General features: G+C 70.9%; 15 protein-coding genes and 1 tRNA gene. 3 read left to right on the forward strand and 13 right to left on the reverse strand.

All coding sequences use genetic code 11. From position 1 onward, the window contains the following. Positions 1-16: 16 nt before the first annotated feature. From E6O51_RS04570 to E6O51_RS04585, 4 genes are read right to left on the reverse strand one after another with little or no spacing between them, the layout of a single operon-like run. Positions 17-1390 (reverse strand): TolC family protein, encoded by a 1374-nt coding sequence (locus E6O51_RS04570; RefSeq protein ID WP_136383797.1) that lies wholly within the window; start codon positions 1388-1390, stop codon positions 17-19. Between the two features lie 19 nt (positions 1391-1409). Next, positions 1410-1619 carry a YgaP family membrane protein gene (locus tag E6O51_RS04575; protein WP_136383798.1) on the reverse strand — a complete coding sequence of 70 codons (210 nt, stop codon included), beginning with the start codon at positions 1617-1619 and terminating at the stop codon, positions 1410-1412. A gap of 37 nt (positions 1620-1656) precedes the next feature. After that, positions 1657-4914, reverse strand: a complete 3258-nt coding sequence (locus E6O51_RS04580) for an efflux RND transporter permease subunit (protein WP_230976695.1) — start codon at positions 4912-4914, stop codon at positions 1657-1659. 11 nt (positions 4915-4925) lie between these two features. Continuing rightward, a complete protein-coding gene (locus E6O51_RS04585) occupies positions 4926-5969 on the reverse strand; it encodes an efflux RND transporter periplasmic adaptor subunit (protein ID WP_136383799.1) in 1044 nt (347 codons plus the stop codon). A gap of 327 nt (positions 5970-6296) precedes the next feature. On the opposite strand from E6O51_RS04585, the gene E6O51_RS04590 reads away from it, so the two are divergent. Both E6O51_RS04590 and E6O51_RS04595 read left to right on the forward strand, forming a co-directional pair. Next, complete coding sequence (locus E6O51_RS04590; RefSeq protein ID WP_136383800.1) at positions 6297-8003, forward strand: sensor histidine kinase; 1707 nt, start codon at positions 6297-6299, stop codon at positions 8001-8003. After that, positions 7996-8628, forward strand: a complete 633-nt coding sequence (locus E6O51_RS04595) for a response regulator transcription factor (RefSeq protein ID WP_136383801.1) — start codon at positions 7996-7998, stop codon at positions 8626-8628. The genes E6O51_RS04590 and E6O51_RS04595 overlap by 8 nt, the downstream gene beginning before the upstream one ends. 38 nt (positions 8629-8666) lie before the next feature. On the opposite strand, the gene E6O51_RS04600 is transcribed toward E6O51_RS04595, so the two are convergent. From E6O51_RS04600 to dsrO, 3 genes are read right to left on the reverse strand one after another with little or no spacing between them, the layout of a single operon-like run. Continuing rightward, entirely contained in the window at positions 8667-11747 is a 3081-nt protein-coding gene (locus tag E6O51_RS04600; protein ID WP_136383802.1) for a molybdopterin dinucleotide binding domain-containing protein, read from the reverse strand. A 60-nt stretch (positions 11748-11807) separates the two neighbouring features. Continuing rightward, positions 11808-12905, reverse strand: a complete 1098-nt coding sequence (nrfD, locus tag E6O51_RS04605; protein WP_136383803.1) for an NrfD/PsrC family molybdoenzyme membrane anchor subunit — start codon at positions 12903-12905, stop codon at positions 11808-11810. A 10-nt stretch (positions 12906-12915) separates the two neighbouring features. Further along, positions 12916-13665 (reverse strand): sulfate reduction electron transfer complex DsrMKJOP subunit DsrO, encoded by a 750-nt coding sequence (gene dsrO, locus E6O51_RS04610; RefSeq protein WP_136383804.1) that lies wholly within the window; start codon positions 13663-13665, stop codon positions 12916-12918. A gap of 155 nt (positions 13666-13820) precedes the next feature. On the opposite strand from dsrO, the gene E6O51_RS04615 reads away from it, so the two are divergent. Further along, positions 13821-15062 carry an alkaline phosphatase family protein gene (locus tag E6O51_RS04615; RefSeq protein WP_230976696.1) on the forward strand — a complete coding sequence of 414 codons (1242 nt, stop codon included), beginning with the start codon at positions 13821-13823 and terminating at the stop codon, positions 15060-15062. Between the two features lie 15 nt (positions 15063-15077). Here E6O51_RS04615 and E6O51_RS04620 read toward each other — a convergent pair whose 3' ends face one another. From E6O51_RS04620 to E6O51_RS04645, 6 genes are all read right to left on the reverse strand, one after another. Further along, positions 15078-15515, reverse strand: coding sequence for a DUF1178 family protein (locus E6O51_RS04620; RefSeq protein WP_136383805.1), 438 nt, complete (start codon positions 15513-15515; stop codon positions 15078-15080). Positions 15516-15606: 91 nt separating this feature from the next. Next, positions 15607-15691 (reverse strand) — tRNA-Leu (locus E6O51_RS04625). 7 nt (positions 15692-15698) lie between these two features. Continuing rightward, entirely contained in the window at positions 15699-15959 is a 261-nt protein-coding gene (gene minE / locus E6O51_RS04630; protein ID WP_136383806.1) for a cell division topological specificity factor MinE, read from the reverse strand. 1 nt (position 15960) lies between these two features. Further along, entirely contained in the window at positions 15961-16773 is an 813-nt protein-coding gene (gene minD / locus E6O51_RS04635; protein ID WP_136383807.1) for a septum site-determining protein MinD, read from the reverse strand. 17 nt (positions 16774-16790) lie between these two features. Continuing rightward, complete coding sequence (gene minC / locus E6O51_RS04640; RefSeq protein ID WP_136383808.1) at positions 16791-17558, reverse strand: septum site-determining protein MinC; 768 nt, start codon at positions 17556-17558, stop codon at positions 16791-16793. A gap of 106 nt (positions 17559-17664) precedes the next feature. Next, on the reverse strand, positions 17665-18066 hold the full coding sequence (locus tag E6O51_RS04645) for a DUF4870 family protein (protein WP_136383809.1): 402 nt from the start codon (positions 18064-18066) through the stop codon (positions 17665-17667).

Genomic DNA, 18066 nt, shown 5'->3' on the forward strand with positions numbered 1-18066 from the left:
AGCCCGCTTTCCAGACTTACCGGGTCTGTTCCCAGGCCCAGTCCAGTGCGCTTTCGTCCAGGCCGCCGGCCAGCGCGTCGAGTTGCAGGCGGTGCAGCAGCAGTTGCACGCGCGCCTCGTCCAGTGCCAGCCGGGCGGCGGCGTATTCGTTTTCGGCGTTGAGCAGATCCAGCGTGCTGCGGTCGCCCGCCTCCAGGCCGAGCCGGGTCGCGTCCAGCCGCGCCTGGCTGGCCTCTGCGCCCGCCTGCAGCGCCTGCACGCGGGCGTTGCCGGTGCTCAGCCCCAGCCAGGCGCCGCGCATGCGCTGATCGATCTGCTGGCGGACCAGGTCGCGGTCGGCCCGGGCCTTGTCGAGCAGATGCACGGCTTCCCGTTCCTGCGCGCTGCGCAGACCGCTGGTGGATAGCGGCAGGCTGAACTGCACGCCGGCCCATGCCTCGCGGTTGCGGGCGGAGGCGCTGCCGCCGGGTCCGTCGCCGCTGAGGTGCTCGCCGCCGACCCGGGCCACCAGGTCCACCCGTGCGTCGTCCAGCCTGCCGTGGCGGGCGGCTTCGCGGGCGGCCGCGGCCGCCTGCCGTTCCATCAGCAGCAACTGGGGATTGCGTTGCAGGGCACGGGTCTGCCAGTCGGCCAGGGGGGCGGCCGGGGGCAACTGCCGCAGGGTCTGCGGCAGGCGTGCCTCGCCGTCGGGCAGGCTGATGCCGGTCAGGTCGGCCAGGGCGTCGCGGCGCAGGCTCAGTTCGGTTTCGGCGGCCAGCACCTGGGCACGCACGGCTTCGGCGCGCGCCTGCGCCTCGTAGGTATCGGTCACCGGCAGGTCGCCCAGTTCGAAACGGTCGCGGGTCTCGGCAAGGATGCGCTCCACCGCCTGTTGCTGCCGCCGCAGCACGTGCAGCGATTCCTCCGCCAGCGCGAGGGAGAAATAGGCTTCCGTCAGATGCAGCATCAGATCCTGGCGGGCGGCCTGCCACTGCAGTTCGGCGCTCGTGGCGGAGATATCCAGCAGGTCCTGCCGGGCGCTGCGCTGCGGGCTGTAGAGCGGCTGCATCAGCACCAGGCTCCAGTTGCCGCTGCGCGCGTGGCCGACGTCGGTCTCGAAGCGCACGCCGCCGGTGCTGCCGAAACCGGGCGCGGCGAACTGTGCGCCGCGGGTGAGGCTGCTGGCATCGGCATAACCCGCCGCGCCGCTGATGACCAGATCGGGCCGCCACAGGGCGCGCGCCTGCTCGCCGCGGCTCTGTCCCGCCAGGCGGGCGGCGCGGGCCGAGTGCATGAGGGGCGCATGGGCCTGGGCAGCTTCCCACAACTGCGGCAGGGGCGCGGCGCGGGCGTTGGCGGCGACCAGTACCAATGCGGCGCACAACGGAGCCAGCGTGAGGCGGCGGATCATGGCGTGTTCCTGCGGCGGTTCAGCAGCCAGGCCGCACGCCCAGCCTGCGCAGCAGGGTCTCCAGCAGGCACCAGCGGGTGAAGCCGCTCTGCAGCAGGTTGAGGCCGACGAAGACGGTGAACGCCAGCCACCACTGGCTCACGAAGACGGGGCTGCCCGGCACGCCCAGGGCGAGGGACAGCAGGATGAAGAAGCCGGCGGCGATGCGCACGATCTGCCAGGATGTCATGGATGTTCTCCTTGAGGGGACGACGGTGGGGGAAGGATCAGGCATGGGCCTGCCCTGTGCCGCCGCCGCGCGGGCGGTAGGCGACATAGTAGAGCAGGGGGATGACGACCAGCGTGAGCAGCGTGGATACCAGGATGCCGGAGATCAGCGCGATCGCCAGGCCGTTGAAGATCGGGTCGTCGAGGATGAAGAAGGCACCCAGCATGGCCGCCAGCGCGGTCAGCGCGATGGGCTGGGCGCGGATGATCGCCGACTGCACGATGGCCCGTTCCAGCGCCACGCCACGGGTCTGCTGCAGGCGGATGAAGTCCACCAGCAGGATGGAGTTGCGCACGATGATGCCGGCCAGCGCGATCATGCCGATCATGCTGGTGGCGGTGAACGGCGCGTGCAGCAGCGCGTGGCCGGGCAGGATGCCGATCAGCGTCAGCGGGATCGGCGCCATGATGACCAGCGGCATCAGGTAGGAGCCGAAGTGCGCCACCACCAGCAGGTAGATCAGCAGCAGCCCGACGGCATAGGCGGCGCCCATGTCGCGGAAGGTCTCGTAGGTGATCTGCCATTCGCCGTCCCACTTGACGGCGTATTCGCGCCAGGGGTCCTGGGGCTGGCGGATGAAGTACTCGCCCAGCGCGCCGCCGTTGGGGGTGGGCAGGGCGAGCAGTTCGCCGCGCATCGCGAACATGCCGTACAAGGGGCTGTCCACCGTGCCGGCCATGTCGGCGGTCACATATTCGACCGGCAGCAGATCCTTGTGGAAGGCCGGCTGTTCGCGCAGGGCATCGCCGATGCGCACCACCTCGCCCACCGGCACCAGGCTACCTGAGGCGGCACGCACCGGCAGTTGCAGCAGTGCCGCCAGGTCGCCATGCGCCTGCGGCGGCAGTTGCAGCCAGGCCGGCGCCGGGTAGCGGCTGCCGTCGTGCACATAGGTGGCCGCCGCGCCGCCCAGGCCGGCCTGCAGCGCCCGCACCGCCTCGGCCTGCGCCACGCCCAGCGCGGCGGCCTTGCGGCGGTCCACCTGCAGCAGGATGCGCGGCGCGGCGCTGGCCGTGCTGTCGTCCACGTCTTCCACCCCTGCGGTGCGTTCGAACACACCGCGCACCGTGCGTGCGAGTTCGCGCCGGCCGTCGGCGTCCGGCCCGTAGATCTCGGCGACGATGGGGGCCTGCACCGGCGGGCCGGGCGGCACTTCGACGATCTTGACGTTGGCGCCGTGGCGCGCGCCGATGGCCTGCAGCGGCGCGCGCAGGCGGGTGGCGATGGCGTGGCTCTGCTCGCTGCGCGCCGACTTGGGCTGCAGATTGACCTGGAGGTCGCCCACCGCGCCGCCGCTGCGCAGGTTGTACTGGCGCACCAGGCCGTTGAAGTTGATGGGCGCGGCGGTGCCCGCGTAGGCCTGGTAGTCGCTGACCTCCGGCACCGCGGCCAGATGCGCGCCCAGTTCGCGCAGCACCGCGGCGGTCTTCTCCAGCGGCGTGCCCTCGGGCATGTCCACCACCACCTGGATCTCCGACTTGTTGTCGAAGGGCAGCATCTTCAGCAGCACCAGCCCGGTGACCGGCAGCACCAGCGAGGCCGCGATCAGCAGCACCACCGCGAGCCCGAGCAGCCGGCGGTTGCGCGGGCCGCGGCGTTCGTCCAGCAGCGGATCGAAGATGCGGTGGAACAAGCGCGCCAGCCAAGGCCGAGGGGCAGCGCCGTCGGGGGCGGCGCCTTCATGCGCCGTGGCGTGGGCGCCGGCGGGCACTTCGCGCATCCACAGGCGCGCCAGCCAGGGGGTGACGGTGAAGGCGATCGCCAGCGACAGCAGCATGCCCATGCTGGCGTTGATCGGGATGGGGCTCATGTAAGGGCCCATCAGGCCGCTGACGAAGGCCATCGGCAGCAGCGCGGCGATCACCGTGAAGGTCGCCAGGATGGTGGGGCCGCCCACCTCGTCCACCGCGGCGGGAATGATTTCGGCGAGCGGCCGGGCGGGGTGCAGGTGCTGGTGGCGGTGGATGTTCTCCACCACCACGATGGCGTCGTCCACCAGGATGCCGATGGAGAAGATCAGCGCGAACAGCGACACGCGGTTGAGGGTGAAGCCCCAGGCCCAGGAGGCGAACAGGGTCACGGTCAGGGTCAGCAGCACGGCGATGCCGACGATGGCCGCCTCGCGCCGCCCCAGCGCGAAGAACACCAGCGCCACCACCGAGGCGGTGGCGAACAGCAGCTTCTGGATCAGTTGGCGCGCCTTGTCGTCGGCGGTGGCACCGTAGTTGCGCGTTTCGGCCACCTGCACGGCGTCGGGGATCACCGTGCCCTTGAGGCTCTCCACCCGTTCCATCAGGCGGTTGGCGACGTCGATGGCATTCTCGCCGGGCTTCTTGCTGATCGCCAGCGTCACCGCCGGGTATTCGGCCGGCCGTTCGCCGGTGGTGCCGTGCCAGACGTAGCTGGCCGCGGGCGGCGGGCCGAGGCGCACCTCGGCCACGTCGCCGAGCAGTACCGGGTGGCCGTCGTGCGCGCCCACCACCAGTTCGGCCACGTCGCGGGCGTCCTGCAGGAAGGCGCCGGTGTCCACCTGGATGGCCTGGTTGCCGGTGAGCAGTTCGCCCACCGGCCCGCCCGCATTGGCGGCCTGCAGCGCCTGGTGCAGTTCGCCCACGCTGACGCCGTGGCTGCGCAGGCGCGCCGGATCGAGCTGCACCAGCACCGCGCGGCCGGGGCCGCCGATGGTCCACACCTCGCGCGTGCCCGGCACGCGCTTGAGTTCCGCCTCGATGCTGTGCGCGATGCGCGCCAGATCGTAGGCCCCCTGGTCCGGCGCGGCGGTGAACAGCGTCAGGCTGACGATGGGCACGTCGTCGATGCCGCGCGGCTTGGCGATCGGCGGCAGCACGCCCAGGCCGGCGGGCAGCCAGTCGGCATGCGAATCGAGGGCGTCGTGCAGGCGCACCAGCGCTTCGGTGCGCGGAACGCCGACTTCGAACTGCACGGTCAGCAGCGCCTGTCCGGGGTAGGAGGCGGAGGTGACGTGTTCCACCCCCGCCATGCCGGCGAGCACCTGTTCGGCGGGGGAGGCGACCATCTGCTCGACCTCGCGCACCGAGGCGCCGGGGAAGGCGACCATCACGCTGGCCATGGTGACGTCGATTTGCGGTTCTTCCTCGCGCGGCGTCACCAGCATGGCGAACAGCCCCATCAGCAGCCCGAGCAGGGCCAGCAGGGGGGTGATCCGCGCGGCCTGGAAGGCGGCGGCGATGCGGCCGGAGAGACCCTGGCCGGTGCCGTGTTCTGCGGTGCTCAAGCCGGACCCCCTCAGCGGCGCAGCCGCGCCGCGGCCTGCGGGTCCAGTACTACGGCGTCGCCGGCATCGACGCCGGCGAGCACTTCCACCAGGTCCCCGTGCTCGGCGCCCAGCCGCACCTGGCGCAACAGCGGACGCTGCTGCGCATCCAGTACATACAGCCCGGTCATTTCCGCGCGGCGCACGACGGCCTGGCGCGGCACCAGCACGGCGGCACGCGGCACGGCACCCGGCAGCCAGACGCGGGCGTAGCTGCCGGGCGCCACCACCCCGGCCGCGGGCGGCAGCGCCAGCCGCAGCCGCACCGTATGGCTGCGCGCATCGAGCGTGGGCAGCACTTCCACGGCGGTGGGGGAGAGCATACGGCCATCGGGCAGTTCCAGTTCGATGTCCTGTGCCGCGGCGTCGGCCGGCAGGGCGCCCTGCGGCACGTCGGCGACCACGCGCAGCGCATCGGGGGCGAACAGCGCCAGCAGCGGGCTGCCGGGCATGGCCATGTCGCCGGTTTCCACCGGCACCTCGGCGACGATGGCGTCGAAGGGCGCCCGCAGCACGAAGAGCCCGGCCTGGGTGCCCGCCGCGTCCGCCGCGGCCTGCTGCGCCCTGGCCTGGGCGGCGGCGGACTTGTACTGCGCCTCGGCGCGCTCCAGCGCCGCCTGGCTGATGTACTGTTTCTCGAACAGGCGCTGCTGGCGCTCGAACTCGCTGCGGGCGGCGGCCAGCATCGCGACGGCGGCGTCGGTCTGCGCGGCGCTGGCCACTGCGGTCTTCCCCGCCACGCGGCTGTCGATGTGCACCAGTTCCTGGCCCGCCACCACCCGGTCGCCAGCCTTCACGTGCAGCGCGGTGATCGTGCCGGCCACCTGCGCGGCCACCGTGGCGCTGCGCACGGCCTCCACGCGGCCGGCATGGGCGGTAGCGGCACCGGCGTCGGCCGCATGGGCGGATACCGTTTCAAGTGCGGCCGCCCCGTCGGGCGGGCTGGCCAGTACAGGCTGCAGCGGGAGGCAGGTGGCCGACAGCAGCATCAGGACCGGGATTGTCTGGCGGAGCATGGGCGTGCTTTGTGCGCGGGCGCGCGGGATGGATGGTGGGGGAGCCTCGCGGGCTGGAGGTCTCATCTGTTTGTTGATGGGCATAATTATATAAGTAAGTTCTAATTTAATGTACAAACCACCGTAGATGGTTCTACCTATTGCCCGGGCGCGTTCAAGTGGGTGGAATTGGCAAGAAGTGCCGCCGCTGCCACCCGGCATGCGCGGCGCCGTGGTCGGCGCGGTGGCAATCCGAACCTTTACAATGCCTGCGCAATGCCCGTTCTCTTTCGTCGATCGCTCCGTGCCGGCTTGCTTCCCGCGCTTCTCGCGCTGGGCCTGTTCTGCATGCCGTTCCATGTCCAGGCGGCGACGGTGCGCATCGGTGTGCTCGCCTTTCTCGGCGCGGAAACGGCCGTCGAATCCTGGCAGCCGGTGCTCGCCCACCTGCAGGCCCGGCTGCCGGAACACCGCTTCGAGCTGGTGCCGCTGGATCATCACGGCATGCTTGCGAGCGCCGAACGGGGCGAGCTGGAATTCATCATCACCAACCCCGGGTATTACGTCGAACTCGAAGCTGAGTTGGGCGCCAGCCGCATCCTTACCCTGGCCTTCAGCGAAGGCAGGCCGGACCGGGCCATAGGCTCGGCGGTGGTGGTGCCGAAGGAGATGGCGGACATCTCCCGCCTGGAGGATCTGCGCGGCAAGCGCGTGGCGCTGGTGTCCCGCGAGGCTTTCGGCGGCTTCCGGGTGCTGTGGCGGGAACTGGACGGGGCCGGCATCGATCCGGAAGGCGCCTTCCGCTCCTGGGTGGAGGTGGGTTTCCCCATGCACGGGGTGTTCGATGCGGTGCTGGACGGCCGCGCCGATTTCGGCATCGTGCGCGCCTGCCTGCTGGAATCCATGCCCGAATACGCGGCGCGCCTGCGGGTGGTGGCGCCGCGGAACGAGCCGGATTTCCCCTGCGCCACCACCTCCCGCCTGTACCCGGACTGGCCCATCGCCACCCTGCGCCACACGTCCGCATCGCTGGCGAAAAGCGTGGCGGTGGCGCTGCTGTCCATGCCGCCGGCTGCCAACGGCCTGTCCTGGTCGGTGCCGGCGGACTACCAGTCGGTGCACGAACTCTTCCGCGAACTGCAGATCGGCCCCTACGCCTACCTGCGCGCGCCCACGCTGATGGCGCTGGCCGAGCGCTACTGGCCCTGGGTGGCGCTGCTGATGACCGCGGTGGCGGGGTGGGTCATCTACACGGTGCGGGTGGAGCACCTGGTGCATGTGCGCACCCAGGCGCTGACCGCGGCCCTGGACGAACGCCGGGCCATCGAGGCGCGCATGCGCGCCAACCAGGAGCAGGTGGACCACCTGACCCGCCTGTCGGTGCTGGGGGAGCTGTCCGGCACCCTGGCCCACGAACTCAACCAGCCCCTGGCCACCATCGGCAACTACGCCCAGAGCGTGCTGCGCCGGGCCGACGCGGGCCGCCTCACGGAAGAGGCCAGCCGCGAGGCAGCGGGGGAGATCGCCGAGCAGGCCGAGCGGGCCGCGGCCATCCTCGCGCGCATCCGCGCCTTCGCCAAGAAGCGCGCCGGCCAGCGCGAACGGCGCAATCCGCGGGAGGTGGTGGTGGAGGCCGTCGCCCTGTTCCGCGGCATGCTGGCCCAGGCGCCGGACGTGGTGCTGGACGACCGCCTGCCGGCGGGCAGGGCGGTAGATATGGACGCCCTGCAGATCCAGCAGGTGGTGCTCAACCTGCTCAAGAACGGCTACGATGCCTGCCGCGGCCTCGGCCCCGGGCGCTGCCGGCTGGAAGTGGCGCTGGCCATCGTGGACGGCAGCCTGCGTATCGCCGTGCGCGACCATGGCCCCGGCCTCGATGCGGCGGTCCAGGGGCGCCTGTTCGAACCCTTCCTGAGTACCAAGCCGGATGGCCTGGGGCTGGGCCTGTCCATCTGCAAGACCATCGCCGAGGCCCACGGCGGCCGGCTGGAAGCGCGCGTGGCCGGGGACGGCCCCGGCATGGTGTTCACCCTGAGCATTCCCGCCCATGACTGACCGCAGCCCGCAGACCATACACATCGTGGACGACGACGCGGCCTTCCGCCGTTCGCTCGTCTTCCTGCTCGAATCCGTGGGCTGGCAGGCCGTGGCCCACGCCTCGGCGGAGGATTTCCTGGCGAGCTGCGGCGACGACTGCGCCGGCCTGGCCTGCCTGGTGCTGGACATCCGCATGCCCATGATGAGCGGGCTGGAACTGCAGCAGCGCCTGGCACAGCGCGGATGGACGGTGCCGGTGGTGTTCATCACCGGCCACGGGGACGTGGAACTGGCGGTGCAGGCCATGAAGCACGGCGCCAGCGACTTCCTGGAAAAGCCTTTCCGGGATCAGGCCCTCATCGACGCGGTGACGGCTGCGGTGCGCAAGGGCAACAGCGAGCGGGCCGACGCCGCACGGCGCGAGGAGGCCGCCGCCGTGCTGGCGCGCCTGTCGCCGCGGGAGAGCGAGGTCGCCCGCCTGGTGGCCCTGGGCCTGCCCAACAAGGTCGTAGCCCGGGAGCTGGACATCAGCGAGAAGACGGTGCACGTGCATCGCCAGCACGTGATGGACAAGACCGGACTGGGCAGCGCCGCCGAACTGGCCCGCCTGATGCTGCGGGCGGACCCCCACGCGCTGGACTGATCGCCCACGGGGCGTACCGCAGCACGCCCCGCCCTGCGTCAGGCCTTTTCCAGCCGGGCCGGCAGCCCGTTGCGCACCGAGGTGCCGGACACCGCGTCCACCCAGACGTTGCGCCCGCCGCGGGTGGGGTCCACCAGGCCGAGATCGTTGATGTTGATGCCTGCCGCCAGTTGCGGCCGGTCCGGCTGGCTCTGCCCGCCAATACGGTGGGGCCGCGCTCCCAGTTCCCGGTGGCCGAAGCCGTGCTCCACCGCGACCACGCCGCGCATCACGCCGTGGTGTACCAGCACCGTGCACTTCACCCGCCCGCCGGGGGTGGCGAGCCAGGCCTGGTCCCCGGTCGCCAGTTCCCGCGCCGCCGCATCCTCCGGATGCACGACGAGGGCGTTTTCCGGGTGCAGGCCGGTGATGGGGGTGGCGATGCTGTGGGCGCTCTGCAGGGCGGACTTGAAGCTCATGGCCAGCAGCGGCCAGTCCGATTCCGTATGGACGGCGCGCATGGGCGTGCCGTCGGCGAAGGCCGGCTCCTGCCAGGTGGCGCAGCCGGAATAGCGCTTGCCGGTGAGGGCGTTCTTGGCGCCGCCCACGTGTTCGCTCCATATCCACAGGGGCTTGGCGAAGCGCTGGGCCTGCCATTCCGGGTTGTTCGCGTCCTGGGCCTGGTTCGCCGGCTGGTAGCGTCCGCCGCGGGTGTAGAGCAGGGCGACCTTGCGCCATTCCTCGGGCTTGAGCACCGCTTCCAGCGCGGGGCGGATGCGGGCCACGCCGGTGAGCGCCATGTCCTCGTCGCTGGCGTCGGCCACTGGCTGGCCGGCGTAGGCCGCGTTGGCGCCGGCGCGCAGGTACCAGTCCTCCGGGCGCTCCAGGGGCAGGCGGTTGCCCTCCGCGTCCGCCAGCCCTTCGGGGCCGAAGCCGGGCAGGTCCATGGCGCGGGCCAGGGCGAAGACGAAGGTTTCCATGCAGATGGGCTGGCCGTCGGGGGTCTTGGCCAGGCGGGGTTCGACGACCGGCCAGCGGGCGGTCAGCATCTTGGTGGGCACGCCGTTCCAGGCCGTGGTCCAGCCCCAGCTTTCGTACATGAGCGTGTCCGGGACGATGTAGTCCGCGTAGGCATTGCTCTCGTTGATGAGGGGGTCGATGGAGATGATGAGCGGCAGCTTCTGCGGATCGGCCAAATCCTTGCCGAAGCGCTCTTTCAGCCCCGGAATACCGTACACCGGATTGGCCATCCACAGCACCAGGGCCTTGAGGCCGTAGGGATAGCCCTCGAAGGCGCTGGAGAAGAATTCCGTGGCCAAGCCGGGGGCGCCCGGGAACCATTGGTCCCGCGCCGGATAGGCTTTGCCCTCGTCTCGCTTCCTGGCGAACTCGGCGGTGCGCTCGTAGGGGACGTTGCGGCCCAGGGGCGTGCCCTTGGGCTGGATCTTGCCGGGGAAGTTCACCAGGTCGTAGCGGGGGCCGGCCGCCACATGGGGGAAGCCGCCGCCGTTCATGGCGAAGCCGCCCTTCCAGTTGAGGTTGCCGATGAGGGCGTTGAGGGTGACCACGGCGTAGGCGTTGTAGAAGCCGGCACCGGACATCATGCCGCCGTGGGCCACCGCGCAGGCGCGCCGGCCGTGGCTGGAGAACTCGTCCGCCAGCCCGGTGATGACTTCCACCGGCACGCCGCAGGCGGCGGCGTATTCGTCCAGGGTCTTCGCCAGGGCCGATTCCCGCAGCAGGGCGTAACCCGTGCGCACCCGTACCGCCTTGCCGCCCAGATCCACGGTGCTGTCCACGTCCAGGGGCGCGGGGGCGGTGGCCGTGGACACGGGCAGGGGGCGGCCGTCCTCGCCCATGACCAGATAGGGGTCGGCCTCGCCGAGCGTTCCTTGCCTTCCGGCAGCGAGGCCGATGTCCGAGCCGCGCAGGCAGCGGCCGTCCCGCGGGTGGCCCGGTTCGGCGATCACCAGCCAGCTCGCGGTGGTGAAGGAGGGTTCGCCGCGGGCTTCGGCCACCGCCAGGCTGGGGTTGGCGAGGTAGGCGGTGTGCACCCGGCCGTTCTCGAACAGCCAGCGCATCATGGCCATGACCAGGGCGCCGTCCGTGCCCGGCCGGATCGGCACCCAGCGCCCCCGTTCGGCGGCGGCGCGGTTGTCCGCATTGGTGAGCACCGGGTCCACCACCACGTATTCCAGCCGCCCGTCGGTGCGGCCGTGGGCCAGCATCTTGCCGGTGCGCTTGAAGGGGTTGCCGGCGTTGCCCGGCGCGGTGCCGATGAAGAGGACGAATTCCGCGTTGGCCAGATCCGGCTTGGCGTGGGGCATGGCGCGGTGGTCGCCGAACAGGGCGCCGGAGCCGGAGCGGTAGGCGCCGCCGCAGTAGGAGCCGTGGCCCACGTAGTTCTGCGTGCCGTAGGCCTGCTGCCAGAAGCGCCGGCCCAGGAGGTCGCGGCCGTCATTGACGCTGACGATGTGGCCCACCTGGTTCACCCGCGGGCCGTAGGCCGGGTTGTCCGGGTCGATGGGGGTCTTCAGGTCGCGCAGGGCGCGCAGGCCGTCCACGTGGCCCTCGCCGAAAAGGTCGCCGCCTTCCACCACTTCCTTCACCAGTTGTTCGAAGGAGATGGGTTCCCATTGGCCGGAATTGCGCGGCCCTACCCGCTTCAGGGGCGTCAGTACGCGGAAGGGGGAATCGATCTGGGCCAGGGCCGCGTTGCCGCGTCCGCAGGTGGTGGAGCGCCCGGCCAGGCCCTTGTCCTGGAAGCGGGACAGGGCGACGAAGCTTTCCTTCACCGTGGCCTTCATGGGCAGATGGGGTTCGGTGGAGAGCGGGCTGTAAGGGTTGCCGCCTACGCGCAGGATCTTGCCGGTGGCCTTGTCGATGCGCACCCGCACCCCGCACAGGGTGGTACAGCCCATGCAGCCGGTGTAGCTCACCTGTTGATCGGGGTTGGGGGTGAGTTCGCCGGTGGCCGGGTCCACCCGGAACTCGGGTTCCAGCCCCGCACCGTAGTGCTGGTGGCGGCCGTCGGCGGGGCCGGCGAAGGCGTCGGCCATGCGGCCCAGGGTCTGGGAGAAGCCCGCGGCGAAGGCGGCCAGGCCGCCGGCGGCGATCACGTCGCGTCGTTGGATTTTCATGATGATTCTCCTGTGGGCGGCACCGGCCTCGCCGGCCGGCACCGTGCGATGCGTTCTCGGTCAGGCGCCCGAACGGCCGGCGGGGGCCAGGCGGTCCAGGGGCAGCAGGGTGGTGGCCAGCACCAGGATGAAGATCCACAGGCCCGCGGTGCCGGCGATGCCCAGCAGGCCCTCGGGGCCCAGGGGCAGCTCGTAGCTGTAGAAGCCGGCGCCGGTCTTGGGCACTTCCTGGCCGCCGATGAAGACGGTCCAGCGCATCATCCACGCCGAGTGCAGGGCCAGCAGGCCGATCAGCAGCCCGGAGCCGGGCCGCAGCCAAGCCAGCAGCAGGGTCAGCGCCGTGGCGCCCGCCGCCCACGCCGCGGTGAGCCGCCAGGCGGGGGAATGGGCCACCTGGTCCAGGGCTTCGGCATGGGTCGGCCCCAGCCCGCTGAGGCCCAGGGCCAGCCACAGGGCGCCGGCCAGCAGCACGGCGAGTTCGATGGCGGCCAGCACCCGCGCCATGCGGACCACGGCCGTGCCGTTGGGTGCCGCCGCGCCGAAGCGGTTGAACAGCAGGGCGAGCCCGACGGCGCCGGCCAGGGCGGTGAGGACGAACTGCACCGGCAGCAGGGGCGTATCCCACAGGGGACGGGCGCGCACCACCATCACCTCCACCCCGGTGTAGAGGGCCACCAGCACCGCGCCCAGCAGCGCCACGGCGGCGGCGCCGAGCAGGGCCGGACGGCTTTCCAGGCCGCCGTAGGCCAGCACCCGGGCGAGCCCGGCCAGGCGGCCGCCTTCGTTGCCGTGGGCGGCAAGGAGCGGACGGAAGGCCAGCCAGGCGTAGAGCAGCAGGCCGCCCAGGTAGAGGGGGATGAAGAAGGCGCCCCAGGACATCCAGGACGTGGGGGTGAAGTGGGCGTAGAAGTGCCAGAAGCGGCCCGGCTGGTGCAGGTCGGCCAGCAGCGCCACGGGTGCGGTCAGGCCGCACACCAGGGCGCCCAGCAGGGCCAGGCGGGAGATGCCTTCCCAGCCCGGACGGCGCAGCACGATGCCGGGCAGGGACAGCAGGAAGGCGCCGTAGGACAGCCCGATGAGGAAGAAGTAGGACACTGCCCACGGCAGCCAGGCGACTTCGCGGGTGACGTTGATGGTTTCGACGATGGCCGTGTTCATGATGGACTCCTTAGCCGTGGGACGCCTGCGGCTTCCACAGACTGCCCTGTCCTTCCACCTTGCCGGCGAAGCGCTGGTCCAGCCCGATGTAGAACACCTGGGGCGAGGTGCCCTGTTCCGGCTTGAGCACCTTCACCTCGCCGGCCGCCTCGTCCAGCCGGCGGCGCAGTTCGCCCTCGGGGTCGTTGAGGTCGCCGAAGATGCGCGCACCGCCCACGCAGGTCTCCACACAGGCGGGCAGCAGCCCGGCATCGAGCCGGTGGGCGCAGAAGGTGCACTTGTCGGCCTTGTTGGTGTCGTGGTTGATGAAGCGGGCGTCGTAGGGACAGGCCTGCACGCAGTAGGCACAGCCCACGCAGCGCTCCGCATCCACCAGCACCGCGCCGTCCGCGCGCTTGAAGGTGGCGCCCACCGGGCACACGGGCACGCAGGGGGGATCGTCGCAGTGGTTGCACAGGCGCGGCAGCACGTAGGTGCCGGCCGGCTGCGGGGCGTCGGTGACTTCGACGCTGTAGGTGGAGACCACCGTGCGGAAACTGCCTTCCGGTACGGCGTTCTCCTGCATGCAGGCGACGGTGCAGGCCTGGCAACCGATGCAGCGGCGCACGTCCACCAGCATGCCCCAGTGGCGGGTCTCGGCGGCCGCCAGCGCCGGGACCGGTACGGCCGCCGCGGCGGTGAGCACCGGCAGGCCGCGCAGGAAGGCGCGCCGCGACGGGTCGCAGCCGGCTGCGGGCGTTTGGGATGAGTCGAATTTCATGGCTGTGCTCCCTATCACTTTCGTGGAGTCGCAGCCAGATTAGGCCGGTAAAGACCATGGCGGAATTGGGGTGATGATGCAGGCGGCTAGATGGTTTTACCTATCCGGATCACCCCGGGTATCGCGGAGGCTCCAAGCTTTGAGAAGATGGAGCCATGGAGAAGACGACGAAATTTCCCCCGGACGTGCGCGACATGCCCGATGACCCCGGCTCCGCCCGCAGGCTGCCCGGCGGTGCCGTGCGGCCCGATTACGGCTGCGGCGGCCTCTACGGCCTGGCGGCCGGCGTGCGGCGCTGGCTGGCCGGCGAACGGGCGGGCCTGCCGTGGATGGCGTCGGACGAGCCGCAGCAGGCAGGCGGCGGCGTGCTGGTGTTCTGGCTGGTCGATGGCCTGGGAGACGATTTCCTGCAGCGCTTCGGAGCCGGCAGCGCGCTGCTCGCGCACCGGCGGGGGCGGCTCACCAGCGTGTTCCCGTCCACCACCGCCAGCGCCATCACCACCGTGATGACCGGCCTCATGCCCCAGGCCCACGGCCTCACCGGCTGGTTCATCCACGACCGCCGCTTCGGCGGCGTGCTCGCGCCGCTGCCCATCGAACGCCGCGGCGGCGGTGCGCTGCACGGCCCCTTCCTGATCCCGCGCCTGTTTCCCTATCGCAGCCTGTTCCAGCGCACCCGCCGGCCGGCCGTCGTCGTGGCGCCGCGCCCCATCGCCTGGTCCGGCTACTCGCTGCGCCACTCCCGCGGCGCGCGCATCGTCGCCCACGACGGCGTGGACGACCTCGTCGGCCGCGTGGCCGAGGCAGTGCGCGAACTGGGCCGGGCCGGCGGCGGCTACGTCTATGCCTACCACGACCGTTTCGATGCGCTCAGCCACCGCCACGGCTGCCATTCGGCGCCGGTGGTGGAGGAGTTCGGCCGCATCGACGTCGCCTTCCGTACTCTGTGCGATCGCCTCGCCGGCAGCGGGGCGGAAGTGCTGGTGAGCGCCGACCATGGCTTCATCGACAATCCGCCCGAGCGCCGCGTGCAGCTCGATGCCCATCCGGACGTGTCCGCCATGCTGAACGCACCGCTCTTCGGCGAGCGGCGTGCGGCCTTCTGTCACGTCAAGGCGGGGGCGGAAGAGGAGTTCGAGGCGTGGGCGCGCGAGGCGCTGGCGGGGAAGGGCGTGGTGCGCCGTTCCGCCGAACTGGTGGCGGAGGGCCTGTTCGGCCACGGCGCCCGCCACAAGCGGCTCGCGGAGCGCGTCGGCACCCATGCGCTGCTGATGGAAGCGGGCTGGACGGTGTCCGACCATGTGCCGGGGGAACGGCACCACGAACTGATCGGCGTGCACGGCGGCCTGAGCGCCGAGGAGATGTGGATTCCGCTGATCAGGGCGCGCTGCGCCTGAGCCGCGGGCGGACGCTCAGTGCAGGTCTTCCTCGCCGGGGACCGGCAGCACCATGATGCCTTCCTCGATCAGCTCTTCCAGATCGTCGCGGCCCGCCTGGCCGCGGATGCTGCGCGCTTCCGCGTCGCCGTAGTGGATCTTGCGCGCCTCGTCGGGGAAGCGTTCGCCCACGTCCTCGGATTCGCGCGCCATGCGGCGCAGCAGCGCCATCACCGCGGCGGCTTCGACGGTCGGCGCAGGGGCTGGTGCAGGGGTGGGTTTGGCGGCTTCCACGGGGCGCTGTTCGTGGCGGGTCACCACGTAGGGCGCGGACGGCAGGCGCTCGACCGTGTCCGAGCCGCACACCGGACAGGCCACCAGGCCGCGTGCCCGCTGGTCGTCGAAAGCCTCCGCCGAAGCGAACCAGCCCTCGAAGCGATGATCCCCGTCGCAAGCCAGATTGAAGACGATCACGTGCCGATCTCCGCAACACCCTGCTGAGCGTCGGACTCGCACTCAACAGCGGGGTGCCCGACCACGCGCGGGGCGCCGGGGGCCTGCATGCTGGTGCCCGGAGCGGGGCTCGAACCCGCACGGCTTGCGCCGAGGGATTTTAAGTCCCTTGTGTCTACCAGTTTCACCATCCGGGCGCGCTGCTCAGCGGCTGTTCTCGGGCAGCACGATGTTGACTTCCAGGACCTCGTAGTTGTCCTGCTTTTCCAGTTGCACCTTGATGTCGTCCGGGTTGACGGCGACGTACTTGGAGATCACCTGGATCAGGTCCTTCTGCAGCGCGGGCAGGAAATCGGCGGATGCGGCGCCGCCGCTGCGTTCGTGGGCGATGAGAAGCGACAGGCGGTTCTTGGCGATCTCCGCGGTCTTCTTCTTTTCGCCGAAGAGCTTGGCAAGGAAGGACATCTCACTTGCCTCCGAACAGGCGCTTGATCAGGCCCGGCTTTTCGTAGTCCACGAAGCGCAGTTCGCGTTCCTCGCCGAGGAAGCGCGCGACCACGTCGTGGTAGGCCTCGGAGACGTCGCTGCCCTTCAGGTGGATGGCCGGGGTGCCCTGGTTGGAAGCCTGCAGCACGGATTCGGATTCCGGGATGACGCCGATCAGCGGCACGCGCAGCAGTTCCTGCACGTCCTTGTAGGAGAGCATCTCGCCTTCCTCGACGCGCTTGGGCGAGTAGCGGGTGACCAGCAGGTGCTCCTTGACCGGCTCGCGGCCTTCGGAGGCGCGGCGCGACTTGGACTGCAGGATGCCCAGGATGCGGTCGGAGTCGCGCACCGAGGAGACTTCCGGGTTGGTGGTGACGATGGCTTCGTCGGCGAAGGTGAGCGCCATGACCGCGCCGCGCTCGATGCCGGCGGGCGAGTCGCACACGGCGTATTCGAAGCCCAGGTGCTCCAGTTCCTTGAGCACGGCCTCCACGCCTTCCTCGGTCAGCGCGTCCTTGTCGCGGGTCTGCGAGGCCGGCAGCACGTAGAGGTTTTCGCAGTGCTTGTCCTTGATCAGCGCCTGGTTGAGCTTGGCTTCGCCGTTGATGACGTTGACCAGGTCGTACACCACGCGGCGTTCGCAGCCCATGATGAGGTCCAGGTTACGCAGGCCCACGTCGAAGTCGATGACCGCGGTCTTGAAGCCGCGCAGGGCGAGGCCGGACGAGAAAGCCGCGCTGGTGGTGGTCTTGCCCACACCGCCCTTGCCGGAAGTTACGACGATGACTTTCACGGTTTCCCCTTGTTGGTTCAGTCCAGATGCAGCGGCTGGAGGTCGAGTTTGTAGTCGTTGGCCGAGCCGGTCAGGCGCACGAGGGCGGCGCGGCCGGCGAGGTGTTCGGGAATGCCCTTGTCGAAGGTGCGATAGACGCCCGCGATGGAGACCAGTTCCGGGCCGAAGTTGGTGGCCACGATGCGCGCCGACGTGTCGCCCTGGGCGCCGGCCAGCGCGCGGCCGCGCAGGGGGCCGTAGCAGTGGATGCTGCCGTCGGCGATGATCTCCGCGCCGTTGCTGACGCCCGCCAGCACCACCAGGTCGCCGCCGCGGGCATAGACCTGCTGGCCGGAGCGCAGCGGACGGTCCACGAACATGGTGCCGGCACTGATCGGTGCCGGGGCGGGCGCGGGCGGCGGCGGGGGCGGTTCGGCGCGTACCGGGGCGGGGGCCGGCGCGCCCTGGCGTTCGCGCAGTTCGGCGCCGTCCAGCAGCGCCAGTCCGGCGCGGCGGGCGCCTTCGGCGAAATCCGGCGGAAGGTTGCGTACGCCCACCGGCTGCAACTGGTAGCGGCGCAGCAGGCTCAGCAGGCCGGCCCAGTCGATGCGCTCGGGGCTGCCCTCCAGGGTGCCGAAGTCCAGCACCGTGGCCTCGCCGCTGAAGAAATCCGGCATGCCGCCCAGCATCTTGTGCAGGGCGTCGGCCAGGCCTGCGGGTTCGGTCTCGCGCAGCACGGCGACGGTGGCGCCGAGCGTTGCATTGCGGAACTCGATGGCGCGGGTGGCGGAGGGAAGCTGGGTCATCGGCTTAGGCGGCCTCAAAAGCCTTGGAGTCTACTGAGCAGCAGGGTTTCGGGCAAGGCAGCCGTAGGGCGTGGGCCCGCAGGGTGTGGCGTAGTGCGCGGTGGCCTCACGCCGCCGGCGGCATCGGCATGGGCTGGCCGTCGGCCAGCCGCCACCAGCCGCGCACCACGCGATACACCACCCACACGGAGACGATCCCGAAGGCGGCGATTGCGAACGGGATGCCGATCAGCGTGAATACCGCCACGGCGGCGATGACGATCCACGCCAGCGTCCACCAGAAGGAGCGGATCTGCCAACTGAAATGGGAATCCAGCCAGGTGCCGCGCACCGCGCTGCGGTTCCAGTAGTTGAGCACGATGGCCGCCAGGGACGGCAGGCTGGCGACGAAGCTGAAGACGATGGTGGCCGAGCCGAGCACGGCCGAGAACACCGCGAAGGCGTGCAGGGCGTAGATGAAGTGGGTGAGGCGGAGCATGCCCGCGGAGGGGGTGCGTTCGGTGTTCAT

The sequence above is a fragment of the Pseudothauera rhizosphaerae genome (genome assembly GCF_004801305.1).
Taxonomy (GTDB): domain Bacteria; phylum Pseudomonadota; class Gammaproteobacteria; order Burkholderiales; family Rhodocyclaceae; genus Pseudothauera; species Pseudothauera rhizosphaerae.

Coding starts and splice junctions, on each gene's coding strand:
- E6O51_RS04570 (WP_136383797.1), bottom strand. CDS start 1,390: ATGATCCGCCGCCTCACGCTGGCTCCGTTGTGCGCCGCATTGGTACTG.
- E6O51_RS04575 (WP_136383798.1), bottom strand. CDS start 1,619: ATGACATCCTGGCAGATCGTGCGCATCGCCGCCGGCTTCTTCATCCTG.
- E6O51_RS04585 (WP_136383799.1), bottom strand. CDS start 5,969: ATGCTCCGCCAGACAATCCCGGTCCTGATGCTGCTGTCGGCCACCTGC.
- E6O51_RS04590 (WP_136383800.1), top strand. CDS start 6,297: ATGCCGTTCCATGTCCAGGCGGCGACGGTGCGCATCGGTGTGCTCGCC.
- E6O51_RS04595 (WP_136383801.1), top strand. CDS start 7,996: ATGACTGACCGCAGCCCGCAGACCATACACATCGTGGACGACGACGCG.
- E6O51_RS04600 (WP_136383802.1), bottom strand. CDS start 11,747: ATGAAAATCCAACGACGCGACGTGATCGCCGCCGGCGGCCTGGCCGCC.
- nrfD (WP_136383803.1), bottom strand. CDS start 12,905: ATGAACACGGCCATCGTCGAAACCATCAACGTCACCCGCGAAGTCGCC.
- dsrO (WP_136383804.1), bottom strand. CDS start 13,665: ATGAAATTCGACTCATCCCAAACGCCCGCAGCCGGCTGCGACCCGTCG.
- E6O51_RS04615 (WP_230976696.1), top strand. CDS start 13,821: ATGGAGAAGACGACGAAATTTCCCCCGGACGTGCGCGACATGCCCGAT.
- minE (WP_136383806.1), bottom strand. CDS start 15,959: ATGTCCTTCCTTGCCAAGCTCTTCGGCGAAAAGAAGAAGACCGCGGAG.
- minC (WP_136383808.1), bottom strand. CDS start 17,558: ATGACCCAGCTTCCCTCCGCCACCCGCGCCATCGAGTTCCGCAATGCA.
- E6O51_RS04645 (WP_136383809.1), bottom strand. CDS start 18,066: ATGAACACCGAACGCACCCCCTCCGCGGGCATGCTCCGCCTCACCCAC.